The sequence below is a fragment of the bacterium genome, from assembly GCA_023382385.1.
GTDB lineage: Bacteria > Electryoneota > RPQS01 > RPQS01 > RPQS01 > JABWCQ01.
The window spans coordinates 801,846-827,853 of record JAHDVH010000002.1; the positions used below are offsets into that span (position 1 = coordinate 801,846).

23 protein-coding genes are annotated in these 26,008 nt (G+C 54.6%); 13 read left to right on the forward strand and 10 right to left on the reverse strand.

What is annotated here, in order from left to right; translation table 11 throughout:
* Positions 1–303 precede the first annotated feature (303 nt).
* The 4 genes from KJZ99_07760 (at position 304) to KJZ99_07775 (ending at position 5,529) form a co-directional block, all read left to right on the forward strand.
* A complete protein-coding gene (locus KJZ99_07760) occupies positions 304–1,251 on the forward strand; it encodes a glycosyltransferase family 2 protein (GenBank protein MCL4305796.1) in 948 nt (315 codons plus the stop codon).
* Positions 1,248–2,429: a glycosyltransferase family 4 protein gene (locus KJZ99_07765; GenBank protein MCL4305797.1), complete on the forward strand. Its 1,182-nt coding sequence runs from the start codon at positions 1,248–1,250 to the stop codon at positions 2,427–2,429. Before KJZ99_07760 ends, KJZ99_07765 begins: the two co-directional genes overlap by 4 nt.
* A gap of 186 nt (positions 2,430–2,615) precedes the next feature.
* On the forward strand, positions 2,616–4,973 hold the full coding sequence (locus KJZ99_07770; protein MCL4305798.1) for a carboxypeptidase regulatory-like domain-containing protein: 2,358 nt from the start codon (positions 2,616–2,618) through the stop codon (positions 4,971–4,973).
* 103 nt (positions 4,974–5,076) lie between these two features.
* Positions 5,077–5,529 (forward strand): acyl-CoA thioesterase, encoded by a 453-nt coding sequence (locus KJZ99_07775; protein ID MCL4305799.1) that lies wholly within the window; start codon positions 5,077–5,079, stop codon positions 5,527–5,529.
* Here KJZ99_07775 and KJZ99_07780 read toward each other — a convergent pair.
* Genes KJZ99_07780 through KJZ99_07815 form a run of 8 tightly spaced genes read right to left on the reverse strand, consistent with a single transcriptional unit; the run spans position 5,519 to position 14,521 of the window.
* Positions 5,519–6,790, reverse strand: coding sequence for a fatty acid--CoA ligase family protein (locus KJZ99_07780; GenBank protein MCL4305800.1), 1,272 nt, complete (start codon positions 6,788–6,790; stop codon positions 5,519–5,521). The genes KJZ99_07775 and KJZ99_07780 overlap by 11 nt on opposite strands.
* Positions 6,790–7,788, reverse strand: coding sequence for an o-succinylbenzoate synthase (gene menC / locus KJZ99_07785; GenBank protein ID MCL4305801.1), 999 nt, complete (start codon positions 7,786–7,788; stop codon positions 6,790–6,792). The genes KJZ99_07780 and menC overlap by 1 nt, the downstream gene beginning before the upstream one ends.
* Positions 7,785–8,660 (reverse strand): 1,4-dihydroxy-2-naphthoate polyprenyltransferase, encoded by an 876-nt coding sequence (locus KJZ99_07790; protein ID MCL4305802.1) that lies wholly within the window; start codon positions 8,658–8,660, stop codon positions 7,785–7,787. The genes menC and KJZ99_07790 overlap by 4 nt, the downstream gene beginning before the upstream one ends.
* The gene (locus tag KJZ99_07795) at positions 8,657–10,021 is read right to left on the reverse strand and encodes a potassium transporter KtrB (protein MCL4305803.1); all 1,365 of its coding nucleotides are present in this window, start codon (positions 10,019–10,021) and stop codon (positions 8,657–8,659) included. The genes KJZ99_07790 and KJZ99_07795 overlap by 4 nt, the downstream gene beginning before the upstream one ends.
* A gap of 6 nt (positions 10,022–10,027) precedes the next feature.
* On the reverse strand, positions 10,028–10,849 hold the full coding sequence (gene menB / locus KJZ99_07800; GenBank protein MCL4305804.1) for a 1,4-dihydroxy-2-naphthoyl-CoA synthase: 822 nt from the start codon (positions 10,847–10,849) through the stop codon (positions 10,028–10,030).
* Entirely contained in the window at positions 10,846–11,679 is an 834-nt protein-coding gene (locus tag KJZ99_07805; protein MCL4305805.1) for an alpha/beta fold hydrolase, read from the reverse strand. The genes menB and KJZ99_07805 overlap by 4 nt, the downstream gene beginning before the upstream one ends.
* Positions 11,679–13,394: a 2-succinyl-5-enolpyruvyl-6-hydroxy-3-cyclohexene-1-carboxylic-acid synthase gene (menD, locus tag KJZ99_07810; GenBank protein MCL4305806.1), complete on the reverse strand. Its 1,716-nt coding sequence runs from the start codon at positions 13,392–13,394 to the stop codon at positions 11,679–11,681. Before menD ends, KJZ99_07805 begins: the two co-directional genes overlap by 1 nt.
* Positions 13,391–14,521: a chorismate-binding protein gene (locus tag KJZ99_07815; GenBank protein MCL4305807.1), complete on the reverse strand. Its 1,131-nt coding sequence runs from the start codon at positions 14,519–14,521 to the stop codon at positions 13,391–13,393. The genes menD and KJZ99_07815 overlap by 4 nt, the downstream gene beginning before the upstream one ends.
* A 121-nt stretch (positions 14,522–14,642) precedes the next feature.
* On the opposite strand from KJZ99_07815, the gene KJZ99_07820 reads away from it, so the two are divergent.
* From KJZ99_07820 to KJZ99_07840, 5 genes are all read left to right on the forward strand, one after another.
* The gene (locus KJZ99_07820) at positions 14,643–15,791 is read left to right on the forward strand and encodes a 2-isopropylmalate synthase (protein MCL4305808.1); all 1,149 of its coding nucleotides are present in this window, start codon (positions 14,643–14,645) and stop codon (positions 15,789–15,791) included.
* A 74-nt stretch (positions 15,792–15,865) separates the two neighbouring features.
* Entirely contained in the window at positions 15,866–16,648 is a 783-nt protein-coding gene (locus tag KJZ99_07825) for a T9SS type A sorting domain-containing protein (protein MCL4305809.1), read from the forward strand.
* Between the two features lie 76 nt (positions 16,649–16,724).
* Complete coding sequence (locus KJZ99_07830; GenBank protein MCL4305810.1) at positions 16,725–17,675, forward strand: threo-3-hydroxy-L-aspartate ammonia-lyase; 951 nt, start codon at positions 16,725–16,727, stop codon at positions 17,673–17,675.
* 52 nt (positions 17,676–17,727) lie between these two features.
* Positions 17,728–18,114 carry a hypothetical protein gene (locus KJZ99_07835; GenBank protein ID MCL4305811.1) on the forward strand — a complete coding sequence of 129 codons (387 nt, stop codon included), beginning with the start codon at positions 17,728–17,730 and terminating at the stop codon, positions 18,112–18,114.
* Between the two features lie 405 nt (positions 18,115–18,519).
* Positions 18,520–20,067 (forward strand): IPT/TIG domain-containing protein, encoded by a 1,548-nt coding sequence (locus tag KJZ99_07840; GenBank protein ID MCL4305812.1) that lies wholly within the window; start codon positions 18,520–18,522, stop codon positions 20,065–20,067.
* Between the two features lie 82 nt (positions 20,068–20,149).
* On the opposite strand, the gene KJZ99_07845 is transcribed toward KJZ99_07840, so the two are convergent.
* Positions 20,150–21,712, reverse strand: a complete 1,563-nt coding sequence (locus KJZ99_07845) for a T9SS type A sorting domain-containing protein (protein ID MCL4305813.1) — start codon at positions 21,710–21,712, stop codon at positions 20,150–20,152.
* A 7-nt stretch (positions 21,713–21,719) separates the two neighbouring features.
* Positions 21,720–22,217 (reverse strand): hypothetical protein, encoded by a 498-nt coding sequence (locus tag KJZ99_07850; protein MCL4305814.1) that lies wholly within the window; start codon positions 22,215–22,217, stop codon positions 21,720–21,722.
* Between the two features lie 305 nt (positions 22,218–22,522).
* Here KJZ99_07850 and KJZ99_07855 point away from each other — a divergent pair, with 305 nt between their 5' ends.
* From KJZ99_07855 to KJZ99_07870, 4 genes are all read left to right on the forward strand, one after another.
* On the forward strand, positions 22,523–22,822 hold the full coding sequence (locus KJZ99_07855) for a co-chaperone GroES (GenBank protein ID MCL4305815.1): 300 nt from the start codon (positions 22,523–22,525) through the stop codon (positions 22,820–22,822).
* Positions 22,823–22,899: 77 nt separating this feature from the next.
* Positions 22,900–24,543: a chaperonin GroEL gene (groL, locus tag KJZ99_07860; GenBank protein MCL4305816.1), complete on the forward strand. Its 1,644-nt coding sequence runs from the start codon at positions 22,900–22,902 to the stop codon at positions 24,541–24,543.
* A 289-nt stretch (positions 24,544–24,832) separates the two neighbouring features.
* Positions 24,833–25,333, forward strand: coding sequence for a DUF1579 family protein (locus KJZ99_07865; GenBank protein ID MCL4305817.1), 501 nt, complete (start codon positions 24,833–24,835; stop codon positions 25,331–25,333).
* Positions 25,334–25,429: 96 nt separating this feature from the next.
* Complete coding sequence (locus KJZ99_07870) at positions 25,430–25,924, forward strand: DUF1579 family protein (protein MCL4305818.1); 495 nt, start codon at positions 25,430–25,432, stop codon at positions 25,922–25,924.
* Positions 25,925–26,008 lie beyond the last annotated feature (84 nt).

A 26,008-nucleotide genomic window follows, 5' to 3' on the forward strand; every position in this document is an offset into this window, starting at 1 on the left:
GACGGCAGTAAGTGAATGGGATGCTTTTCATGGTGGAGGGGTTTTGGGGATATGAAGGTCAAGGTATTGTCCTGAGTGTTTTGTGATGGACGTTAATCACCGGAGTCTGCGAGTGGAAGTCTTGCGGGTATTGCGACGGCAGCGCGGCACTTCTTCTATACGTATATTTGTCATGTAGTTAGAGGAGGTTTGGTGTGACGTATTGGCAAGCACGCTCCGGTTATTTTCCGGCTTGCAAGGTGCAGGGGAATTGCCTACCTTACCTTCTTCATAAACAAAGCGCCAAGTCAAGATAAATCAAACATGTCAGCAGCAACTTCTCCAACGCCATTGGTGTCAGTCATTATCGTGAACACGAACAACGGCAAAGACATTCTGCCGTGTCTGGCGGCCCTCGCAGAGCGGGATCAGGGAATTCCGTTCGAAGTGGTTGTAGCGGATAACGGTTCGACGGACGGTTCACTCGAAGCGATTGCCGAGCGGTTTCCGTGGGTGAAAGTGATTGCAACGGGGGAAAATCGGGGATTCGGCGCGGCCTGTAACGTGGGTATCAAGCACAGCACGGCGACGACATACCTGCTGTTGAATCCGGACACGGAAGTGCGGCCGTTCGCGCTGGGGAGAATGTATGAGCAGTTGAGTTCGCATCCGAGTTGGGGGATTGTTGGCGCGCGAATGCTGAACAGCAAGGGCGTGCCCTATCGCGCGGCGCGGCGTTTTCCGACAGTGCGTGACCTGATGCTGGAATGTCTTGCGCTGCCGAAGCTGTTTCCGCGTTCGAAGCGGTTCAATGGATATCTCTACGGTGAATCCGAGATTGGAGAGTTGGACAAAGTGGATCAGGTGGAAGGGAGCTGTCTGATGATTTCGCCGGCGGCCTATGCGAAAGTTGGCTTGCTCGACGAGCGGTTCTTTGTCTACTTCGAGGAGGTGGATTGGTGCAGACGGGTCAGGGAAGCGGGATTTGAGAATCACATCGTGCAGGATGCGGAAGTTCAGCATCACCTGTCCACGACGATGAGCCGCAACCTGCCTCGCACGCGGCGCATTCACGCACAGAGCGCGATGAAGTATTATCTAAAATATGACGGAGCGCGCGGGTTGGCGGAGGTTCGGAGCAAACTGCGCACAGCGCTGGTGGTGCGGATGCTGCTGCTGGCGCCGCTCAGTGTTTTGAGCACGCGCAATAGGATTCGACTGCGCGCGGCCTATGCCGAGTGGCGCACCTACGGAGAAGGACTCGCGTCGTGAAGGTGCTGCACGTCATGAATGGTCCGAACTGGGGCGGTTCGTATGCGCTGGCCACGCGACTGTGCGTGCAACAGCGCAAAGCGGGAGTCGACGCGACGGTCTGTCATTTGGAAGGCGGCAACTCAAAGGAGCGGGTGACAGCGATGGGCGCTCCGCTGCTCAGTTACGATCCGGAGACGACATTCACCTCGAAGCTGGCGCGGTGGAGCGACCTCGAAAGAGGCTACGAGCGGATTCTGCGCGAGTGGCGTCCCGATATCATTCACACTCACGTCTCGCTTTCGCATCTGCTGACAGGGCGGATACTGTCGCGTCTGAAGGGGCCAAAGTGGGTCGCGCTGTTTCATCAGTCGTGGAGACAGTTCGGCTACGACTATGGGATGCAGGGGAAGCCGTGGATGAAGTATTACATGATGCTGCGTCACGGTTTCGGAGATGTCTGGTCAACGAGGCGATGTGATCAAATTGTGACGGTCTCGGAGGCGATACGGCGCGACTGTCTGCGATTCGGTATGCGCGGTTCGCGCGTGAAGACGATCTACAACGGGGTTATTCCGCAAGTTGTGGAGCACGTGCCTCCGCTGCGGGACGAGTGGGGGATTCCCGCCGAGCATCGGGTGATTTGCAGTTTGGGCTACTTCGATCCGCGCAAGGGATTCGACCTGCTGGTTGCGGCGTTCGAGCAGTTTGGCGGAAGGCATCCGGACGTGCATCTGGTGATTGCGGGCGGGAATATCGGGAATGAGACACAGTATCGGGAAAAGATACTCCAGATGAAAGCGAGTTCCCGCTATAAAGAACGCATCCATATTCTCGGAGAGCAGAATTCGGGCGCGGTGTTTCTGTTGAACGGGGATATCTGTGTTGTACCATCGCGGCAAGAACCTGCCTCGACAGTGCTGATTGAGGCGATGCATTTAGGGATGCCGTGCGTGGTGACTTCTGCCGGGGGGGGCAATGAGCTTGCCCGTCACGAAGAGGAGTCGCTGGTGTTTGAAAACGGCAACGTGGGAGATCTTGCGGCACAGATCGAACGGCTCTTGAATGATCCGGTATTTGCCTCAAGGCTTGGAAAAGCGGCAGCTACGAAAGCGCGGACGCAACTGACCCTTGAGCGCTGTGCGAAGGATTACATTGAATTATATAAGGAAATCTTGGAGGAGCGCGGTAAAGGGTAGTTTGGAGAGATAGTTGCATTCCTTCTGGTCAATGCGAGGGTCTGCTTTGGTTTAAGCTTCGGCAAGAGTTTGCCGATACCTTAATGAAAAGCCTCGGCGCGGACACTCCGCAAGCGATTGCGGGGTTGAAAGACGACCATATAGAGGGCGATTAAGCCCATAGCCTGCTTAGACCAGGAGGATAAATTGAAGAGCGCAACAGTTATTACCCGCATAGCCGTATGGACGGCATTCCTGATGGTGTCGACGGCCTTTGCCGCAACATCGACGACAGTCAAGGAATTGTGGCAACAAGCCGAACAAGGTGTGCTGCTGACCGCAGACCAGAAGGCGGAACTTGAACCATTTCTCAAGGAATTCGAGCGACGCGGAAACGAGAGTATTGATGCGGTGGGAGGACCGGACGGTTACGGTTATTATTATGTGGACAATCAGAGCGGCGATACGGCGAGCTACAACTGGCTTGAGTTGCGGGGCGATCCGCTTGCGACGTGGGTGAACTTCAGTTCGGCGGACGATGCGAGCGAGTATGTTCCGCTGGCATTTCCGTTTCCGTTTTACGGGATTCTGTATTACGGGGTCTATGTCAGCACGAACGGCTTCCTGACCTTCGAGGACAATCGCTTTGCCTCGGCGAATCAGTGTTTGCCGACGGCGGCTCTGGGTGGTCCGGCGATTTGCGCTTTTTGGGACGACCTGCATCTGCATCACGGCAGCAATCAGGTGAACAACAACACGGTGGTGTGGCGCGACTTCGGTGAGTATGTAGTCATTCAGTTTGACAACATCGGCCATTACGGATTTCCAGCGCCTCCGGAAGACAACTTCACGTTTGAGATTCTGCTCTTCCCGAACGGGAGCATCAAGCTTCAGTATCAGGAGTGCAATTACAGCACATATCCCAATTCGCAGACTATCGGCATTCAGCAGAACGTAGGCGGGACGGCGCTGCAGTACGTGTGCAATAACAGTTCTCCGACGAACGGCCGCGCGGTGTGGTTCTATCAGGGCGGATTCGGCTCGATCGGAGGACACGTGACGGCGAACGGCCAACCGGTTTATCAGGCGACGGTGCTGATTGAAGGGACGAATCAGGTGACGTCGACGGACGGATCGGGATTCTTCTACTTCCCGACGGCGCCGATCGGGACACATTCCGTGACGGCGCGCAGTTTTGGATATTCAACTGTCACGCACAGCAATATCACGGTTACGACGAATCAGATGACGACGCGGGACTTCGGCCTCGCAACGGTGGCGGTTCACGATTTCAATTGGAATCACGCTCCGATGGCGATTCCGGATCGCGACACGGTATATGCGCAGATCATGATGGACGACAATTTCGCGATCAGCGGCATGGCGGTGCAGATTAACAACCTGACGCACACGTATATCGGTGACATCGTCATGTGGCTGCAGAGTCCGTGGGGTTCGCGGATCCTGCTTTCGGACCGCAACGGCGGCAGCGGCGACAATATGATGAACTGTCAGCTTGACGACTTGGCGGGAGTTTCGGTTGCCAACGGCATCGCACCGTTCAGCAATCGTTATCTGCCGGAGCAGGCTCTGGCAGCATTTAATTCCCATCCTTGTCGCGGCACGTGGACATTAATACTTTTTGACGCTGCCAATCAGGATCAGGGAACGCTCGTAGATTGGACGCTGCGGGTGACGGGGACGGAGATTCCGGAAGGGCGCGTGTTCGGTTACGTCACCGACATGAACAGCACTCCGATTGCCAACGCGGTTGTGACTTTTGAGACATTGGGGACGACGGCGGTCACCAACGCGAACGGATACTACAGCATGTGGCTGCCGGTCGGACAGTGGACTCTGGATTACAGCGCGCCGGGATACTGCGAGCAGAGCGTAACTGAGATTCTGGTGAACAACAACGCCGAACTTCAGTATGACGTGATGCTGGGCGCGCCGGCGGGCACTCCCTCCACGACGTTAATCATGCAGGAAGCCGGAAGTGAAGGCATATACACTTCGGACTTCGTGTTGATGTCGTCGGGAACGTGCACGTGGGATTATACGATTTCGGTCAATGCGGACGGCTGGCTTTCGGTTTCGCCTATGCAAGGCAGCATTGCCGCAGGCTGGACGGACCTTGTGACGTTGACCTTCAACACGACGGGCTTGGCCGCAGGTCGCCATACCGGAGAGCTTGAGATTTCGCACAACGGTATCAGCGGGCGGATTGTCATTTCGGTTGTGCTGGATTTGGCAATGAGCGCGGAAGAGGAATCTGCCTTGCCCGAGCAGTTTGCGCTGCGGGGCAACTATCCGAATCCCTTTAACGGTCAGACGGAAATCGCATTCGATTTGCCGACGGCAAGCCCCGTGAATCTGACGGTGCATAACCTGCTGGGTCAGGAAGTCGTGACGATTCTCAATGAGACGCGCACGGCGGGTTACCACAGTGTAAAATGGACGGCTCAGGCCGCAAACGGCACGGCACTGCCAACGGGACTGTATTTCCTTCGATTGAATGCAGGCGAGAAGGTGTTCGTGAGCAAGCTCGTTCTGACTCGCTGAGATCGGGACTCAAGAAACAGCGCGGGCCGCAAGACTTCTTGCGGCCCGTTGCATTTACGGCAGCAACTGGTTATCTTAGAAAAACTCACTTACAGAGTTCAGAATGCCTGCAAGACCATTTCACTATTCCTACACAGTTTCCCTGCACGACAGCGACGCGGCGGGAATCATTTTCTCGGCGAATCTGTTTCGCATCTGTCATTTAGCCTATGAGGCAATGATGGCGAAGATAGGTTACAGCATCGGGTATCTTTTGAAGCACCGGCCGTTCGGTGTGCCGCTTGTGCATCTGGACGGAGACTTCATACAGCCCTCGCGCGTGGGAGACGTGCTGAATATAGAGGTGGTGGTCGCGGAACTCAACAACAGTTCTTATCGCGTAGAGTATCAACTGCGGACTCCCGAAGGAGCGGTCTGCGCGCGCGCGGCGACTGTGCATGTGGTGGTTGATGTCAAGACATACAAGTCCATTCCCATCCCCGATGAATTCCGCAGAGCATTGGCGCGGCACTATCTGCGGGGCTCGGATGGCATTCCGGATGACATTATTGATTGAGAAACAACTCTCTGACGGCGCGATAGTCGAGCTTTCCATTTGGCAGATGAGGCAGTGAACCGGTGGTCAGAATCCTGCGTGGCAGCTTAAACCCCGGCAGCCGCTCGCGCAGCATGCTCACCCACTCGCTGCTTAGACTACTCCGCTCCGCCTCAACAGCGGCAGCGACAATCTGACCCCACTCTTCGTCCTCAAGTCCAATACAGGCGGCTTCGCGGATGTCCGGCAATTCGCGCAGAGCGGATTCAATTTCGTCGAGCGCGATGTTCTCGCCGCCGGAGATGATGATGCGATCTTTTCTGCCCAGCACATGCAGGCAACCTGAGCTATCCAGCAACCCCACATCCTCCGATGCAATCCAGCCCTCGCAAAACACGAGGGCTGTTTGATTGACGTCATCCACGTAGCCCGAGACCATTCCAGCGCTTTGCACGAGAATACGACCCGTCTCGCCGCAGGGCAAGTCTTGAAACTCATCGTTCACGACACGCACAGCCGCGCCGCCTATTGCACGGCCGCTGCTCGCACGTTCGGCCGCATCGGCTGCAAGGCTCACACAGGTGACCATGGAGCCGGCTTCGGTCATGCCATAGGTCCGCAACGCCTGCGGGACTTGTTCCGTCAGGTTAAGCGGCACGGGTCCACCTCCGACTAATATTGCGCGCAAACGGTCGGGAAACGGGCGGCCGTTGCGCACGGCGATGAGTCTGCGCAAGACGGTGGGCACGAGAGAAGCGAGCGTGATAGGTTCTTCATCGATGATGCGTGACAGCTCGGCGGCGTTGGCATTTCCGGTTATTCTAACGGAGGCTCCAGAGAGCACTGCACGCGGAAGAATCGCCATGCCTCCGACATGATAGAACGGCAGGCAGGCAAGCCAGCAATCGCCGGAATGTGCGGACAAATGAGTGTTGACCGCCTGTGCGTGCGAGATGATTCTCTCGGTTTCGAGCAGCATCAGCTTCGGCTCGCCGGTTGAACCGGACGAGGTCATGAACAGTCCGGCGTCAGGATGTCGCAACGCTTTAAGCCTTGACTCAACGGCAACCCGCTCGCGTGAGTCAACGCGGCCATGAAGCAGAGCAAGTGACGAATTGCCCGCCAATGCAAGCAGGATCTTCTGCGCATCCGCAATTGTATTAGAGGGTGCCAGAGTTTCTACTGGTTTCGCACTCGGAGATGAAGCGATGAGATCAGCAATCGCGACGCGTGCGTCGCTATCCTGAAGAAATGCGCGGGAGCGCCGCAATTCGTCAAGCATTACCATCTTAGAGGCGAGGCGTATTGGGGCAGGAGCCGCTCCGCCAGTTCAGCAAGAGGGGGAACATGCAGAGAGCCATCTTTGCACAGCACGGAATTTACAACTGTATCATCTTCGAGTAGATCAAGGGTGCCGAGTCCGTGCGCCACATATTTGGAGCCGAACTCCGCCGCGAAGTGCGCAAGCACGGTCAATCCGATACTGCTGTCGTACATGGATGAGAAAATGATGTTCACGTTTTCTTCGCGCAGACGTCTAAAAAGCTGTTCACGACCTCCAATCGCACCTAATCTTGCGGGTTTGACGATCGCAGCGACCACTCCCAGCGCACCAGAGTAGTCGCTAAGGGCGCGCTCGTCAAGCGCTTCATCGCAGGCCAACGGAAGTCCGGATTTTGCGGACAGAATTTTCCAGTTGCTCAGCGGCATGTGGCAAGGATCTTCCAGCCACTCAATTGCGTCAAGCGGCACGGAACGAGCGAACTCGAGTGTCTGATCTTCCGTCCAACCGAAGTTCGCATCCAATCTGAACATTGTGTCCGGCAACTCGCTTGACAACACATGCACCATCTGAATATCTTCCGGAAGCGGACGATACGCAACTTTAAGTTTTAGAGTGCGGAACCCTTGCTCCCAACAGGATCGCGCAGACTGAAGCACGTCATCAAGTGTGCCAGTCGGAAGAAGAATCGCGACAGGGAGAGAAACTGGGGCATCCTGTGCGTGTCGAACCCGTTCAGCAGCGTAACGCAGGCAATCCAGCCCATACATGGTGGCAGGCGCACTCGCGAGCATAAGAGAGTCACCTTCAAGAATGCGTTCCGCGTGCTCAAAGTGCTCGGTGCCGAACTCGGGGAGCAAAGCAATCTCTGAGACGAGCTTCTTGCCGTCCTGCTCAAGACCTAACAAGAAGCCGCGTCGAGATGTAATCATTGCGCGGGCCGTGTGAAGCGGCGCCTTCAGCCTCAAAGATATTGCCGTGTGACGAATCTCGCTCATACGATCATCCCGATCACAAGGAGAATTCCGAACACAAGCATATGACGCGCGGTACCGGCAAGGGCATCATTCAAGGTTGGGCCGTCGGTTTTGGTCCATACTTGCCGCAGAGGCTTAATGATTAACGGCAGAGCGAGGTGCGGGAGCAGGATGGCATAGGCCGGAAGCCGGGACCACATCAGGTCGAGGATGACGTAAGGAAGGAGCAGCGTGGCAGTGTATTCAATGAGTCCGAAAGTTCTGCCGAATCGCACGACGGGAGTGCGTTTGCCGGCTTTTCGATCCGTCGCCTCGTCGCGCACGTTATTGACGGCGAGCAGTCCGCAGGCGAGTACACCGGGTATCAGACCGAGGAGGAACGCAGTTTTGTTCCACTCGAGCAAAAACAAATACGACGTGCCAGCCACAGCCAGCACGCCGAAATAGAGCAGCACAAAGGTTTCCGCAAGTCCGTTGTAGCCGAGCGGATACGGGCCGCCGGTATACATCCAGCCGAACAGGATGCCGCTCAAACCAATTGCAAGTATAGGCAGGCCGCCTCGAAGGATAAGCGGAAGCGCGAAGACGACAGCCAACAAAAAGGCGACTACCGTCCCAATCAGAACTGCGCGCGCGGTGAGCAAACCGGCTTGAGTGACGCGAGTCGGTCCAAGCCGCTCGTGCGTGTCGGCACCCTTTCTGAAGTCGCTATAGTCGTTGGCGAAGTTAGTTCCGATTTGAATGCACGTCGCGGAGAGGAGAATCAGCGCGGCGATTGCCCACTCGAACTCATGCCGGCTGAACGCGAACGCCGCCCCGATAATCACAGGCAGGAGTGCTGCCACCAAGGTCTTTGGCCGTGCAGCAAGAATCCACGCGCGAGACTGTGTCAAATTGCCACGTCCTCTTCGGACATCGGCTTCTTCACGAGTTCATCAATGGTTGATCCACCGAACAACGTAAAGGTGAAAGCCAGAACACCGACACGACCAACATACATGAGCGCGATGATAACGATCTTTGCAAGAGCCGACAAGTCGGCAGTTATTCCGCGCGACAATCCGACCGTCCCGAGGGCGGAGGCTGCTTCGAAGAGAAGCGGGTCAAGCGATGTTCCTTCCGCCCAAGAAATCAGAAACGTTCCAGCCAGAAGAAGAATGACGTAAGCGCCTACCGTAACGGTCGCAACTCTGACGCGTTCGGGCGGCACTCTTGTATTCCAAAAGACAACGTCCCGAATTCCTCTCAACGTGCTGCGAATGGCGCCGAAAGTCGCCGCGACCGTCGTGCTTTTTAACCCTCCGCCTGTTCCTGAGGGCGAAGCTCCGATGACCATGATGATGACGATGAAGAAGGCAAACGCGACCGAGAGATTGCCAATGGGCACGGTATTGAAGCCAACGGTCGTGGAAGCTGTCATGCACTGAAACATACTCGCCATAATACGTTCATTGAGCGGCAAGCCTGTGATGCTGGGTTCACCGACAAACAACGCGAACGATCCGACGAAAAACACCACAGCGGTTGTGGAAAGAATGATTTTCGTCGTGAGAGAGACTTTAGGAATATCGTCTGTCACCCAGCGCCAGAAGTCGAACAAAACAATGAAACCGATCGCGCCCAAGTAGCTCAAAACGCCGATCACGACATTGATACCCGTGTGCCCTCGAAAACTTTCAAGGCTTGTGTCGAATAAACTGAACCCCGCCGTGCAAAATGCGGAAATGCTATGAAAGATCGCATTCCACATCGGATGCGGCACGCCCGCCTCCTGAAACATCGAATACAATAACCCAACTCCACAAAGCTCAATGACGAATGTCATGGCAATAACCGCTTCCAAGAAAGCTTCGACTCGCTGATCGCCTGTCAAACCGAAGGATTGCTTTGAAACGCTTCTCCTGAAATGCGGCAGCGGGCTATCGTTGCCGAACACGTAGAGAAAGGATCCAAACGTCATGTATCCGATGCCGCCCAATTGAATCAGCAGGAGGATGATTGCCTCGCCGAACCAGCTGTAAGATCCGGAGGTGCTGACGGGAGACAATCCGGTCGTGGAGACGGCCGAGACGGCGACAAACAAGTTATCAAGGATCGAGACCGAGTTGACCTCATGAGCGAATGGCAATGATAAGAGAAGCGTGCCAATGAGCATGTAGATCGCGTATCCAATCGCCAGCACGGTAACGGGCCGCAGATGGCGAAAGCGCAGGAGCAGCAAATGTGTCAGTTTGACTCTGGAGCGAGTAAGCATTGTTGACTAAGGGAGTCTTTTGAACTTGGAGAAGTCCGGCTTGCGCTTCTCTTTGTATGCGTTGCGCCCTTCCTGCGCCTCCTCACTCATGTAGTAAAGGAGTGTTGCATTTCCCGCAAGCTCTTGGATGCCTGCTTCGCCATCGGTTTCGGCATTGAAGGCAGCCTTCAAACAGCGCAGCGCCATCGGTGACATTGCGAGCATCTCCTGACACCACTGCACGGTCTCTTCCTCCAGCTTCTGCAACGGCACCACCGAGTTCACGAGACCCATGTCGAGGGCCTGCTGCGCGTCATACTGTCTGCACAAAAACCATATTTCCTTAGCCTTTTTGTGCCCGACGATGCGTGCCAGATATCCGGCGCCGAATCCTCCGTCAAAGGACCCGACGCGCGGTCCGGTCTGACCGAATCTCGCATTGTCGGCGGCGATTGAAATATCGCACACGACATGCAGAACATGCCCGCCGCCGATTGCGTAGCCCGCGATCATGGCCACAACCGGTTTCGGGAGTGAACGAATCTGCTTCTGCAGGTCAAGCACATTCAGGCGCGGCACCTTGTCATCACCGACATAACCCTGGTCGCCGCGAATGCGTTGATCTCCGCCGGAACAGAAAGCCTGATCACCTGCGCCCGTGAGAATGATCACACCGACATTGGAGTCTTCGCGCGCATCGAGAAAAGCGTGCTGCAAATCAAACAGTGTTTGCGGACGAAATGCGTTGCGCACTTCAGGGCGGTTAATCGTGATTTTGGCAATGCCGTTCCATTTGTGATAGAGAATATCCTGATACTCACCGGCAATGTGCCAAGGGAATGCACTCATGTCGAAGATCCTTCCGCTGCAGATATGAATTCAACTAACAGATTAACGAATTGTTGCGGCTGTTCGATGTGTGCCGCGTGTCCGCATCCCGGCAGTGTGTGTCGTCGAAGCAGCCGCGCACACGAAACTCTGCTGATGTTCGCGTTGCTCTCCACAAATTTCGAATCAATCTCTCCGGCAGCCAGAAAGAGCGGCTTCTCCCAACCCGCTAAATCGTTAAAGCAATCCGGCATGGTTCCCGTGCCAAAGTACTTCAGAGCGAGGGCAAGGCCTTCCGGAGAACACTTCAGCCGCTCTCTGCGAATGTGATCCTGTATGTGCGGGGGCAACGACTTTTGTGTGGCAAAGATCGGGAGAGTCTCCCAATAGCTTGTGAACCAAGTCATGCCGCGGCGCAGAATGTTCTGAGCGAGCAGCAGGTCGCTCTCGCGGCGATGTTTGCGCTCGTCGGGATTCGCGATTCCCGTGCTTGCGCCGAGTAAGGCGAGGCTTGCGAACTGGGCAGGTTTGGACAAGGCACACATCAGCGCGACGCGGCCACCCTGACTGTAGCCGAACCAATGTGCGGGACGCGGTTCGACCTGCGCAATGACCTCTAACAGATTACTCGTTAGGGTTGACCACCCCAACGAAACATGGCTGTCCACGACAGTCTCGCCGTGACCCGGCAAGTCCACGCGGATAATTCGCAGGCGTTCTTCAAGGAACGGCAGCAATAGATCGAAGCTCGAGAGCGTCTGAGCAAAGCCGTGCAGCATGACCAAAGGCGGCGCTGATGGGTCACCGGAAAGTTCAACCCGCCAGTGGAAGTCTTGAGTTTGGATAAGCATTACTTAAGCGACCGGAGAAGCCGCGCAACGGTCGCGTCATAAAGCGTCCGGTTACGTTCGCGTTCCGTTTGCACCTCAATAATTCGGGTTGTACCGCCTGTCCAATCTAATCGAGCGGCAAGTTCCTCAGGCATCCTGCAGGTGCTCCAAGCAATGTTGAAGAGCTTCTCAGCGGCAGAGAGGTTAACATCAACGGGAGTTCCGTGGATTTTTTCGAAAGTGTCGGAATAGCTGGAGATCGGCAGAAAATGGAAGATGCCGCCTCCGTTGTTGTTGAGAAGGAGGACATTAAGGTTGAGTGCCTTGCGTGCCGCCTGTAATCCACCAAGGTCATGCAGAAAAGCCAGATCGCCGCAAATCAAAAGGGTTGGACGACCGCTACTCACTGCAATCCCTGCCGCTTGTGACAGCACCCCGTCTATTCCGTTGGTGCTGCGCTGCGCATAGACGTGAATGATCTTGCCCATCGGCTCTGCGAGCATGTCCGCATAGCGGATCGGCATGCTCGAGGCCAGCACGAGGTTGCTCTTGTCGGGAAGTGAATCAAGTGCCGCTACGACAAACGCAGCTTCGCACTCCGCATCGAACTTCTCCGCTCTGCACAACGCGCGGGCGGCACCCGCGGTTCGCCATAGCGGGTCAAGCAGGAACGAATCACGCGAAACTTTGACTTTCAGAATCAGATTGTGCAGGAACTGAGCGACGTCGCCCGTCAGCACGTGTGCCGCACGTTCGTCAGGATCGCGCGGCAACGAATCCCGTTGAACGCGAATTGTTTGCGCGCGATGACGATTCAGATACTGATTGAGCGTTTTGCTGGTTGGATAGCCACCAAATTCGATGACAAGATCCGGTGCCAACGCGTTTAGTCCATCGTGGCGGAGAAAGAGATCGTAAAGCGGCAGATTTGGTTCACCCGAGAAGCGCAAGCCCGACGCAACGTCAGCGAACATCGGCCAACCGAGCTTGCGAGCCAGCGTATGGATTGCCTCACGTTCAGCGGGTGTGCGTGCCGAATCGGGACCGCAGACAATCAAGCCGCACCAGCTGCTCTCAATCTTCCTAATCAACTTTGCATCGGCATCGCTGCTCGGCGGCTGAAGAACTTCAATTGCGGAAATCTCACTTACGATCTCCGCGAAAGCTCGATTGCAGGACTCGATGTCCTGTTGAAGTGGAGCGAGCGGCTCGTCCGTCGGCACGTTTATCTGAATCGGTCCCTGCGGCGCGGAGAGCATGGCCGTCAATGCGTGCCGAACCCAGTAGAGCATCTCCCGCATTGACTTCGCATCGGCCTGCGGTTCGGATAGGTCCAGCGCCATGCGCGCGTATCTTCCAAAGATCGCGGTCTGATCAATCGTCTGTGGAGCACCTGTATTGCGCAGCGCACGCGGGCGGTCGGCGGTCAGCACAACGAGCGGATAACCGGCTTGTGCTGCTTCAATCACAGCCGGATAGTAATGCGCGGCGGCAGTGCCCGACGTGCAGATCAGAGCAGAGGGGTTACCACCTCCCTTGACAAGTCCGAGTGCATAGAAACCTGCCACCCGTTCGTCGGTAAACACATGACATGTAAACTGCTCATTCAACGCTGCGGTGCGCGCGAGAGGCGTAGATCGGGATCCGGGCGAGATAACAACATGCCGAATGCCGGCGGCAATGAGCTGCGCGCAGAGCAACTCGGCTTGCAGATAGTTCGGATTGGGGATGTTCACAGTAGATCAAGCAGCGTTCGGCGCATCACATCCATCTTCCACCCGCACTCGGCATACTCCTGCTCGGCATTCGAATTCGCCACGATTCCCGCGCCACCGAAGAGCCGCGCATGGTTGCGATCCAGCATCGCACAGCGCAGCACGACAATTGCGGTCGTGGTATGTCCGTTGCTGAATCCGAGCACTCCGCTGTAGAGTTCTCGCGGACGCGGTTCGAGTTCTTGAATGAGATCCGCGGCAAGATCACGCGGAGTGCCGCACACGGCCGGTGTGGGATGCAAAGTCGAAATTAAGTCGTCATCCGTGACACCGTCCCGCAACACACCGACGAGCTGGCAGTAGACGTGCTCAAGATTATCCGCACGGCGTTCACCAAGCGGGGAAATGGTCAGATGCTGACACAGAGGTTCAAGGCAGGTTCTCACGAATTCCGTGACAACTTGCTGTTCGGCGCGGTCTTTTTCGGAAAAGGCATGACCTTCAAAGAGAGTCTGCCGCGTTCCGGCCAGACTGTCAACTTTGACGACTCGACCTTCGCGTTGAAATAGGATCTCGGGAGATGCGCCGATCCAGATCTTATCGTCACGGAAAGCGTGCGCAAAGATGGAGGTTCCCGACGAGTGCTTCAGGAGACGAGTCACCAGTTCATGAACGGACCACGCCTGCATGCCGACCATTTCGATTTGGCGGCTTAGCACAGCCTTGCTGATGAAGCCCGATTCAATCTCGTAGCGAATCTTTTCGACCGCACGCGACCAGTTTTCAAGCGGGAAACAATCGGTTTCTATCGGTGGATCAGGGGACACCTCCGCCCCGCTTCCGAGGACGTTGAAGCCCGGAATCTCATCGCCGCTGAAGCGTACAGCGTCACCACTCACCTCTACCATCCAACTCGGATGCCAGACATAGCGGAGCGCCCCGCTATAGTCTATCCGGAAGCAGACCGGAATAATAGAGCTTGAGTCACGCCATTGGAGCAGTTCATGGATGGACGTGCCGGACTTGGCGACTCCTCCAGCACACCACACGTGCTCTTCGCCACGTGGACGCATGAGCAGCGTTGCCTGGTCGGACATGACCCGCCCGGCTGCCTCATGCAGAATATCTCTGGTGTCTGCTTTGGTCAAGCGCTCGGTTTCCATAATTTCATAATTTAGCCATATTCCTCTCCCGATTCAATTGCCCGGTCGTTGCACTCCAGCCCGATTCCTCCTATATTCACTTTTCATTCCATACCATTTCTGTATAATGCCCAGACCCGTACACTTCTACGATACAACGCTCCGAGACGGCGAACAGACCCCGTTTGTTGTCTTCTCGGTTGAGCAAAAGCTCAAAATCGCCCGTGCTTTGGCTGATTTGGGTATTGATGTGATTGAAGCTGGCTTTCCCGCCGCCGCGGAATCGGAGCAGGAGGCGATTCGGAGGATTGCGGCCGAGCTGCCCCAGACGGTTATTGCTGGACTGGCAAGATGTCGAAAGAGCGATGTCGAAATTACGGCAAAGGTTCTGGAGAAGTCACACAAGCCAAGAATTTCTATAGTCTTACCTGTATCAAACCGACATCTTACCGCCTCTTTGAAGATAACCCGAGAGCAGGCCTTGGCCTCCATTTCCGAGACAGTCGAGTATGCGACTAAGTTTTTGACAGATATTGAGTTCATCGCAACGGATGCCACTCGCACGGCAGAACAGGATCTTCTTGCGTGCTTACGGGCCGCCGCTAACGCCGGCGCCACAACGCTGGTCGTTGCAGACACTGTGGGATGCGCTCTTCCCGAGGGCTTAAGGGGCTTGTTTCAGCGATTGCGCAGGGAGTTTCCGGCATCGGTCAGGCTGGGAATCCATTGTCATAATGATTTTGGACTTGGGACAGCCAATTCGGTGGCGGCACTGGAGGGAGGAGCGGACCAAGTCGAGGGGACGGTCAACGGGTTGGGTGAGCGGGCAGGGAATACAGCCCTCGAGGAAGTTGCGATGATCCTGAAATATCATAGGGATAAACTTGGGTTAGCCACGAACATCAATTCCTCGCAAATCATGGAAACCTCGCGGCTGGTTCGGGAAGTTTCGGGAGTAATCGTGCAGCCCAACAAAGCCCTCGTGGGTCAAAATGCTTTTCTGCATGCTGCCGGTATGCACCAACAGGCGATGCTCGCCGACCCTTTAACATTTGAGCCGTTTAATCCCGAAGAAGTCGGTGGAAGTGCCGCGCTTGAAGACCGGATAATATTTGGTAAATTCTTAGGAAAAAACGGATTAAAGCGGCTGCTGGCAATGGACGGCATCGAACTCGCGGAAGATCAGTTAGATGCGTTGGTCGCGAAGATCCGTGCTGCCATCGAACGGCGGGAAACGGTCAGCCGCCGCGACATGCTGAGCTGGGCACGCGGCTAAACCAGCTTGCAAAGAGTTGAAATGCGTATTATCTTAATTGTCTGAACAGACCATTGTCCGCTTCTGGAGAGAATATGAACCGCTTGCTTTGTTTTTGCATCTTGACAGTACTCCTTGCCTTGAATTCAGTTGCCAGCGCGCAGACGTTCACTTTTACGATGCGGGAAACGGAAATTGAGTATTCCAACGGCTCGACTGAATACGTGTTTCATGGAAGAATCGAAAATCTTCTTGACGAAGAGCGTGAGCTTTGGGTCTCCGTCACGCCAATCGACGTGCCCGATCCACTGCGCGCATATTCAATTTGCACGCATCGCGGCTGTTATCCACCTGATTCCGGCCAGCGAAGGGTTCTTGAGACGTATGAAGCGCTTCAGGTGGATACCGGAGCGAGCGCGTATGTTTACAATTTAGGAATTGATCCTGAGACCGGATTTCTCGACATTTCACCGATAACGGGGAATTATGTGTTGCGCATCGCCGCCGAGAACCCCGACGATCCTGAAGAGACAATTGCCTTTGACTTACATCTGAACGAGGCGACGTCCGCTCGCCCGCGCGTTGTGCCGGTGATCAACTCGGCAGCGTTACTCAGCAGCTATCCGAATCCATTTAACCCCGAGACGACCATTCAATACGTTGTCAGTAATCCCGGCGCGGTTGAATTGAATGTTTTTAATATGCTGGGACAGAATGTCGCGACATTGATCAACTCGCCTTTCATGAGCAGCGGAAGCTATAACGCGAACTGGAAGGCGGTCAACGCACAGGGTCTGCCGCTCCCTTCGGGAAGCTATCTGCTTGAGCTGAATAATGCGGGTCACCGCGCCGTGCATAAACTCGTATTGGCGAGATAAGAGCCTGCCAAACCGGAAAACAACTTTCAAGAACAGGGTGCTGCCGGGCACCCTGTTTTCATGAGCAGAGCAATTCATGACTGAACAGAAACTCCCCACCTCTCTCGATGTCCTCGAAGCCGCGCAAGTTCTGAAGGGCGTAGCACACAAGACTCCGGTGCACACGTCACGCACACTTGACGCGCGCGGCGGCGCTGAAGTGTATCTGAAGTGTGAAAACTTTCAGCGTGTCGGTGCGTTTAAGTTTCGCGGGGCCTATAACGCGATGTCGCGTCTTACGTTCGAGGAAAAGAATCGCGGCGTCATTACGCACTCTTCCGGCAACCACGCACAAGCTGTCGCGTTGGTCGGCGCACTCTTGAGTATTAAGACTGTGATCGTTATGCCGCAGGATGCTCCGCCGATCAAACTCGCGGCCACTCGAGGCTATGGCGCGGAGATCGTATTGTATGATCCAAGCCGGCGGACGCGCGAAGAGATCTCCGCGGAGTTGAAAGACAAGCACGGCTACGTGTTGATTCCGCCTTACGATCATCCGCATATCATCGCAGGGCAAGGCACGGCCGCACTCGAACTGCTGACGGACTTTCCAGATCTTGAATTGCTGCTCGTCCCCTGCGGCGGCGGCGGCTTGTTGTCGGGGAGCGCGCTTGCCGCGAAACATGTCAATCCCAACATCAAAGTAGTTGGTGTCGAACCCGAAGTTGCTAACGATGCGACATTATCGTGGCGCACCGGCACACTGCACACGGTGAAGAATCCACCAACCATTGCCGAAGGCACCCGCACACCAAGCCTCGGCAAGCTCACGTTTCCGTTGGTGCGCGCGAATGTGGACGATTTTGCGACGGTCAGCGAATCCAAGATCATCGAAGCCACGAAGTTTCTGTTTGAACGCATGAAACTGGTCGTCGAGCCCTCAGGTGCGCTCGGTGTCGCGGCGTTGCTGTCCGGCTACCCAACACCTGACCGAGTCGGAGTCATCGTCAGCGGCGGCAACCTTGATCCAAGTGTGTTGTTGATGTGAAGAAGCGAAACTCAGCCAGACATTGGTGCTCAAGACCTGAAGGGAGAACTGGATGACCAAAACCACGTTAACGGCTTCGCGAACAAACGGATTGCGCTTCTCCTCACAGCTGATAGTCACACTCTGGGCGAGCTTCTGGAGCTACTTCCTCATTGCCAACCTGCTTGACAATGCACACACCACCCCTGCTTCTGAACAGACGAAGGGCTACGCGTTTATCATGTGCGGTCTGCTTGTCGTGTGGGGCGCAAGCTTGCTGGCATGGCGCATGCCCCAGAAAAGCGGTGTCATTCTATTGGTATTAGGAGCTTTGCTTTCTTTGGGTTACATGGCTTGGCCTTCGCCGAATCTGTTGACTGCGGACAGACTAATGACTTCCGCTTTACTCGGTGGATTACCCTTCCTGGCCGGAGTTCTGCTCTGGGTCGCTCATCGCTGAGCGCCAGCCCTATACCTTCAGATTCAAGCCCCGCTCAATAGAGCGGGGCTTCCTTTTCCAGCGCACCAAACAGGAGGCACAGGCTAATATGACTAATTCCGTCGACTTTGAAAAGTGCTGAAGTATTGATGCATTCCGTTAGGATGCCTATTGATTAGCAACTATCATCCCCACAAGTCGAGGCTGCGATGAGTGACCGCGTGAAGAACTTTCTTTTGAGCGGCTGGTTCATCCATTGATAATCGAAAATTCATGCCATAGATTCTTCAGAGATCCTCACTCAGACGTTACTCGTGCTTGTGCTTAGTCGGAATAGACACATGCCCTGTAGTGCCAGAGAAAAATCTGTTGGCTACTTGTCTTGATGAACATCGTAACAGTTAGTAAACGTGAGGGAGATTAGTTATGAAGAGAAGTTCAGGGATAGTTCTTCTACTCGCTTCATTATGCACAATTGCAGTTGTGCAAGCAGAACCAAGTAGACCCGTTCCGATTCAAGGCCCGCCGCCTCCCGTGTCATTGTCCGTTGATCGGGATGCACGCGTTGCATTGCCCTGGGTTGAGAATTTCGAGAACGGCGCACCGGGTTGGATTACGAGCGGTTTCTTTCATGTGATTGCCAATCCGCAAACCTATCAAGTGATGCACCCGACCATTAACCCCAATCTGGTTACGCTGCCGGACGCGGGGAACCTGCCCAGCGCGCACGGAGGTAACCACGCGCTCTGGTATGGAGAGATTGCCACGGGCACTTTTGTCGGAGCAGATTTCGATCAAACTCAGCCGCTGCTATCCGGCGGAACTTCCCAACTACCCAACGCGGGCTGGGCTATAACCCCCGATCTGGATCTAAGCGGTCTTACGGATGCTACTTTGACGTTCTGGACATTGTGGGAAGTTGAAGGAGTGGATATTCCGTGGTTCGACGTGATGTACATAGAAGCATCAACCGATGCGGGAGCAAGTTGGTGGCCGGTTGGAGGCGGCCAACTCAATCCATTGAATGACGTCAACGCCAATGCAAACGTCGGATACAGTTCGGGTGGCCTCGGAATGCCTCCGACATGGGTTCAGCATAGCTTCTCCCTCGCGGCCTTCTGCGGCGGCACTTGCTGGCTCCGCTTCCGCTTCGACACAGTTGACCAACTCTACAATGGCTTCCGCGGCTGGTTTATAGATGACGTTAGAGTAGATGGTGCCGGTCAGTCCTCGGGACCGATCATCACAGACGTTGTTCCAAGCAGAGGCCAGATGGATGACATCATCTACGTTCACGGTCAGAATTTCCAGGGCGGGGCAAGCATCACTCTGAGCGGTGTCGGCACCGAGTCTGCGGTGCTTTCCAATATCCTTGCGCAGTTTGTCGTGCCCGATCTGCCGGAAGGAGATTATGACGTCATGCTGATGAATCCGGACGGTCAATTCGATGTTTGCGCGGGATGCTTCGAGATATCTCCTGTGCAAGGGCCGTATATTGATTTCGTGGATCCGAACTGGGCCTACCCCGGTGTTCCGACTCCTCTGATCATCGAGGGACAGAACTTCGATCCTTCCGCGGTGGTGACGATTGGGGGAATACCGCCAACGGATGTGGTTGTTGTCACCCAAGAGCGCATTACATGTGTATCTCCCGGAACTCTGGGGATAGGATTTCACGCCGTGCGCGTGACCAATCCCGACGGACAATACGATCAGTGCACCGGCTGCTTTGAAGTGCGGATTCCAGAGTCGCCGACTGAACTGGTGATCAGTGTAGTAGGTAGCGACGTTCACTTGAATTGGCGTCCGGCTCCGTGGGAAGGCGCGGAATACAGAATCTACCGCGACTCGAATCCCGAAGGGCTGTTTACAACTTTGATCGATGATGTGCCGGACACCTTCTGCGTCGACCATAACGTATTGAACGAACCCGAAGAGGGCTTCTTCTATATCGTCAGGGCGTACGTACCGTAGCAGGTGAAAGATAAGAGATTTTGATACGAAGCCCCGCTCGATTGAGCGGGGCTTTCATTCTGATTGGGGATAGAGGAATCGCCTACTTCAAATGCAGCAGCTTTACGCTTTGCGCGAAACCGCCGGCATTGAGTCGCGCAAAATAAAGACCGGTTGAGTGATTCCCGGCATTCCACATCACGGAATGCACACCGATGCTTTGCTGCTCGTCTACTAATGTTTCCACGAGTCGTCCCAGCACATCGTGGATATCCAAGCGAACGCGCTGCTCGCGGACCATTGCGTATTCAATAGTCACCGAGGAATTGAAAGGATTGGGAGAAGCAAGAAGAGGAATGCCCGTTACCACTTCCGGCAGATCTGCTCCGATCCCCGCCGTTGTGTCCGTCAACCACGGAGCAAGTTGCACTGGTCCGGTTACCGTATCGCCTGCCCCATTCGGAGCTGCAAATTCATTGAACGGTCCGCTTGGATCACTCCAGTAATTGAATCGCGCATCGGTTTCCACAGATCCGTCCAATGCATAGCCGCAATTCTCGAAGAAATTGTAGCGCATCGTATGCGGCATGGATTGCCATGGACCGCCGCTTCCGCCAATGGATGGGAGGCCATTTATGCTGTCGTGTACAAAGCGATTGTTCTCTATAAGTGCCGGATATCCGACGAACGGCCAAATATCATCAGCAGTTACGTGACCTGCACAATCAATGAAAGTGTTCCGTTGAATCCGAGCGCCATGAGTAACGGAAGCAGGGTAGTAGAGTAATCCGAGCGCGCCAGCGGCCATCAAACCGATACTTTGTCCCGTGCATCTGATGAAAACGTTGTCCGTGATACGAACGGAATCAGGAAGCTCTGAATCTATCCTGACAGCGTGGTTTCCGTAAGAACAATCAATAATCAAATTATGCGAAAACTCAATCGACCCTCTGCCCAATGACACAGCAGTTTCGAAAGGGATTGTAACTGCCGGACCAAAAGTACAATTTGTGATTCTGTGCGAATCGCGGTTCGTGCCAAGCAGACTGTGACCATACACATCACTGAAATTGCACGAATCAATTTCAGATTTGCTCGCACTGACCAGACTGCGCGGGTCATGGTACTCACCTCCCGAGAACTTGCACCTTTTCGCACGCAGCATGTTTCCGGCGCGTACGATTACCCCGGACAGTTCGACATTTCTGAAGACACAATCTTGCAAATCTACTAATGCACCTATGCTGTCCTGCACTTGTAACAGCCACCGATAAGCAGAGTCTAATTGACAGTTCACAAGGGTTAGGTTGTCAGCCCAGCTCCTGATACAATAACGGTGTGAATTCATGAATCCGAAATTCTCGATGCGAACGTCTGAGAAGCGAGGCAATGCCAATGCGGCTGTCGTATCCGGCAGTTCAAGGTTGCTGGCATTCACAAATGGCCCACTCCAATTACCGGATATGGAATCAATTGCTCCAAGCATCGTGAAAGGTATTGCAGGCGCGATCAGCGCTTCCTCGTATGTCCCAAGTGCGACAAGGAGTGTATCGTTTACAAAGAGACTTTCAAGTCCCTCTTGAATGGTTCCAAATTGGGCTGGAACATATACTATCCGTGCAAACAGTGGTCCGCAAAGACATAATATGAACAGAAACTTTCCCACAGTTCAGTTACGGACATCCCGTGCCAGTTGTTCCCCATTCGAGACACCCGTATGCCTTACAATCCCCGGCAAGCTCCTCACAGCACGTCTCTTCGTCATTCTGCGTGCATGCGACAAGGCAGACATACATAATGTAATTGCCGGAAGAAATGCTGGTCGTAGTGGTCGTCCGATCACACACATTGCTTTCGCAATATTGCGTTCCAAGAGTGTTAACACTGGCAACCGGCGTTACTCCCGGCGGATTCGTATAAATACTCACGCATGATGCACAATGTCCGCAATTCACATTGCCGCAATCAACCAGCGCCTTCAGTTTGTAAGTGTTTCCGCAATCCACATGAAACGAGTATGAAGTGCAACCGACAAGAGTGTTACAGCCTGCCCCTGAACATTCGATATCCGTACCAATGACAAGTTTATTGCATCCCGGATCATCAGTTTGCGCTTTCACTATTGTGCAGAACAGCAACGGCAAAAGAGAAATTAACAGAACCTTCTTCATTGCAACTTCTCCCCTGGGTTATCTGCACCTCACCTTATGCTCGGCACCGGTTGCAGACACTAAGTCAAAAAAAGAAAACTATGTCAAGCGTTTCGTAGATATTATAAAAGTCCCTCGCCTCCCCAGAATCCTGCCCGATCTGCAGGATTCTGTTTTTATTAGAGTAAAGACTTAGTATAGGGTGTTGACTCGTGGGAACTTGGAGTGTATATTTGCGGTATAATTAGCAGTCGCACGCGATGAGTGCTAACAACAAATTTCCCAATAACTTAATAGATGTCAACCAAACAGGGAGACCTAAAGTCATGAAAATCAAGCCGATTGATGAGCGCGTCCTGATTAAGCCGCTCGAGAAGGAAGAAAAGACCGCCGGTGGAATCATTATCCCCGATACCGCTTCGAAGGACCGCCCGCAGATGGGTGAAATCGTGGCCTTGGGCGACGATGTGGAAATCGCTGATCGCAAGCAGAAGAAGATGTCCGAAATGCTCAAAGTTGGCGATACGATCGTCTACGCGCGCTACGGCGGCACGGAAGTCAAGCTCGATGACAAGGAATACATGCTCATCAGCCGCAGCGACATCTTGGCAGTTGTCGTGAAGTAAGCCTGTTCTTGTTGCGGCCTTTAATTTGGCTGTCGAACTTGGCAACATCTCTTAACACTTAAAAGGAACAATACAACATGGCAAGTAAACTCATTGACTTCGATGTCGAAGCGCGCAGCGCACTCAAGAAGGGTGTCGACCTTCTTGCAGACTCCGTTAAGGTGACGCTCGGTCCCAAGGGCCGTAACGTCGTGATCGAAAAGAAGTGGGGCGCGCCGACCGTCACCAAGGACGGCGTAACCGTAGCGAAGGAAATCGAACTCGAAGACGCCGTGCAGAACATGGGCGCGCAGATGGTTCGCGAAGTTGCCTCCAAGACCTCCGATATCGCCGGCGACGGCACCACTACGGCGACCGTGCTCGCGCAGGCCATCATTCATGAAGGCTTGAAGAACGTAACCGCTGGTGCGGACCCGATGAGCCTCAAGCGAGGCATCGACAAGGCCGTTGCGCACGTCGTCGCCGATCTGAAGAAGAACGGCAAGGCCGTAAATGGCAAGAAGGATATCGCCGCAGTCGGTACGATCTCCGCCAACAACGACAAGACCATTGGCGACCTGATTGCGGACGCGATGGACAAGGTCGGCAAGGACGGCGTCATCACCGTCGAAGAAGCCAAGTCCATGGAAACATCGCTGGAAGTCGTCGAAGGTATGCAGTTCGATCGCGGCTACCTGTCGCCTTATTTCGTCACCAATCCCGATGAGATGGAAGTCGAACTCGAGAATCCCTATATCCTGATTCACGACAAGAAGATCTCCTCGATGAAGGACCTGCTCCCGATTCTGGAGAAGGTTGCTCAGAGCGGCCGCGCGTTCGTGATGATTGCCGAAGACGTCGAAGGCGAAGCCCTGGCGACGCTCGTGGTGAACAAACTGCGCGGCACGTTGAAGGTTGCCGCAGTGAAGGCTCCGGGCTTTGGCGATCGCCGCAAGGCCATGCTGGAAGACATTGCGATTCTGACTGGTGGCCGCGTGATTTCCGAAGAAGCCGGTTTCAAGCTCGAGAATGCCGTCATGAGCGATCTTGGCACAGCCAAGCGCGTGATCATTGACAAGGACAACACGACGATCGTCGAAGGCGCCGGCAAGAGCGAAGACATCAAGGGCCGCATCGCGCAGATTAAGAAGCAGATTGAAAGCACGACGTCGGATTACGACCGCGAGAAGCTGCAAGAGCGTCTGGCCAAGCTGGCCGGCGGTGTGGCTGTGCTGAAGGTTGGCGCGGCGACGGAAGTTGAGATGAAGGAAAAGAAGGCCCGCGTGGAAGATGCGTTGCATGCGACGCGTGCCGCGGTGGAAGAAGGCATCGTCCCCGGCGGCGGCGTGGCCTTGCTGCGCGCGCAGAAGGTGCTCGATGATTTCAAGCTGGAAGGTGACGAGCAGTTGGGCGTAATGATTGTGCGTCGTGCGCTTGAAGAGCCGATCCGCATGATTTCGCAGAACGCCGGTCATGAAGGCAGCGTTGTCGTGAACAAGATTCGCGAGAACAGCAAGTACAGCTTTGGCTTCAATGCCGCAAGCGAGAACTTCACGGACCTCCTCGAAGACGGCGTGATTGACCCGACCAAGGTCGTGCGTGTTGCCCTCGAAAACGCGGCATCCGTCGGCGGCTTGATGCTGACTACGGATTGCGCCATTCACGAAAAGAAGGAAAAGAATCCTGCTCCTGCTATGCCCGGTGGCGGTGGCATGGGCGGTATGGGCGGCATGGATTACTAAGATCCATCTGCATTTCGCTCTCCAGCAGGGCGAGCCGAAAGGCTCGCCCTGCTCACAACACTTCCTCTCTCAGTCCCGCTCTCTCATCCCCCCCGATGCCATTCCCAAAACCGCGACTTCTCCGCTCCCCTCTTGACTCTTTTTTGAACAAATGTTATATTTATGAAAATTCACTATTACTCGCAAAGAAAGGTGTCCGATGAGGAAGTTCAATCTATTTGTTCTTGCTGTATTTGTCTCTTGCCTTGGCACAGCCATCGCCCAAGAAGGAGGAATGTCGGAAGAGGAAATGATGAAGCGGTGGATGGAATTTGCGACCCCCAAAGCCGAGCATGCGGAGCTGGCGAAATTGGCAGGCGATTGGTCCGCCTCCATGAAGATGTGGATGGGTCCAAACGAAACCCCGACCGTGAGCACAGCCGAAGTCAAGAATGAGATGACGTTCGACGGCCGTGTTCTGACCAGTCACTATCACGGCGAGATGATGGGCGCACCTTTTCACGGCATGGGACAATTCGGCTACGCAACTTTCACGAAGAGTTACTGGCTGACATGGATGGACAATATGAGCACTGCTCTCACGTATGCCGAAGGCTCCTCGTCAGACGGTGGCAAGACTATCGTAATGAACGGCTTGATGGATGAGCCGATCATGGGTGTGCAGGACAAACCCGTGCGATGGATCCACAAGGCCGTGAATGAGGATCAGTATATCTTCGAAGCGTGGGACGAAATCGGCACTCCGCACGAATTCAAGGCGATGGAGATTACCTATACGCGCAAAAAATAATCAGCGCAAAACGACAGACACACTGAGGACGGCAGGAGTATCACTGCCGTTCTTTTGCCAGAGTAACTGAACATATCTTCAAGAAAGGGACCCCTGATGACCGAACAAGAGATGATGGAAAATTGGATGCGCAATGCCGCGATAGGCCCGCAGCACGAAAAGCTGGCGAAGGAGGTCGGCGAATACGAAGTCAGTATGGTGGAGCGCGGCCAGCCGATGACCGGATATGCGAAGGTTGAAATGATCCTTGACGGGCGCGTGCAGATTCAGCATTTCAGCATGGACTTTCAAGGCATGCCGTTCAAAGGATTCGGTATGACTGGGTTTGACAATTTCACACAGCGCTATTGGTTCACGTGGAATGACAACATGTCCACAGGACTCTATTCTCTGTGGGGTGTTGCCGAAGACGGCGGCAAGCGTGTCGTTTTTGAAGGCAAGATGGACAAACCCGGCATGAATCTGAAGCAATGTGATACCAGGCACGTCTTCACATATCTGAGCGACGACGAGTTCAAGATGGAAGCATGGGATTTCCCCGGCACGCCGAGTGAGAAGAAGACGATGGAGATGACCTACAAGCGAAAGTAGGTTAGTTCGCTCTACGGCAAAAGAAAGCGGGGCGAACCAATCGGTTCGCCCCGCACGTCTGACCAGATAACATCCTTAGGCCGC

Bases quoted from the DNA above. Each gene is read 5' to 3' on its own strand.
- KJZ99_07835 (MCL4305811.1), top strand. From the start codon at position 17,728: ATGACCAAAACCACGTTAACGGCTTCGCGAACAAACGGATTGCGCTTC.
- groL (MCL4305816.1), top strand. From the start codon at position 22,900: ATGGCAAGTAAACTCATTGACTTCGATGTCGAAGCGCGCAGCGCACTC.
- KJZ99_07825 (MCL4305809.1), top strand. From the start codon at position 15,866: ATGAACCGCTTGCTTTGTTTTTGCATCTTGACAGTACTCCTTGCCTTG.
- menB (MCL4305804.1), bottom strand. From the start codon at position 10,849: ATGAGTGCATTCCCTTGGCACATTGCCGGTGAGTATCAGGATATTCTC.
- KJZ99_07820 (MCL4305808.1), top strand. From the start codon at position 14,643: ATGCCCAGACCCGTACACTTCTACGATACAACGCTCCGAGACGGCGAA.
- KJZ99_07805 (MCL4305805.1), bottom strand. From the start codon at position 11,679: ATGCTTATCCAAACTCAAGACTTCCACTGGCGGGTTGAACTTTCCGGT.
- KJZ99_07855 (MCL4305815.1), top strand. From the start codon at position 22,523: ATGAAAATCAAGCCGATTGATGAGCGCGTCCTGATTAAGCCGCTCGAG.
- KJZ99_07865 (MCL4305817.1), top strand. From the start codon at position 24,833: ATGATGAAGCGGTGGATGGAATTTGCGACCCCCAAAGCCGAGCATGCG.
- KJZ99_07850 (MCL4305814.1), bottom strand. From the start codon at position 22,217: ATGAAGAAGGTTCTGTTAATTTCTCTTTTGCCGTTGCTGTTCTGCACA.
- menC (MCL4305801.1), bottom strand. From the start codon at position 7,788: ATGAGCGAGATTCGTCACACGGCAATATCTTTGAGGCTGAAGGCGCCG.
- KJZ99_07780 (MCL4305800.1), bottom strand. From the start codon at position 6,790: ATGCTTGACGAATTGCGGCGCTCCCGCGCATTTCTTCAGGATAGCGAC.
- KJZ99_07760 (MCL4305796.1), top strand. From the start codon at position 304: ATGTCAGCAGCAACTTCTCCAACGCCATTGGTGTCAGTCATTATCGTG.
- KJZ99_07795 (MCL4305803.1), bottom strand. From the start codon at position 10,021: ATGCTTACTCGCTCCAGAGTCAAACTGACACATTTGCTGCTCCTGCGC.
- KJZ99_07830 (MCL4305810.1), top strand. From the start codon at position 16,725: ATGACTGAACAGAAACTCCCCACCTCTCTCGATGTCCTCGAAGCCGCG.
- KJZ99_07775 (MCL4305799.1), top strand. From the start codon at position 5,077: ATGCCTGCAAGACCATTTCACTATTCCTACACAGTTTCCCTGCACGAC.
- KJZ99_07840 (MCL4305812.1), top strand. From the start codon at position 18,520: ATGAAGAGAAGTTCAGGGATAGTTCTTCTACTCGCTTCATTATGCACA.
- KJZ99_07870 (MCL4305818.1), top strand. From the start codon at position 25,430: ATGACCGAACAAGAGATGATGGAAAATTGGATGCGCAATGCCGCGATA.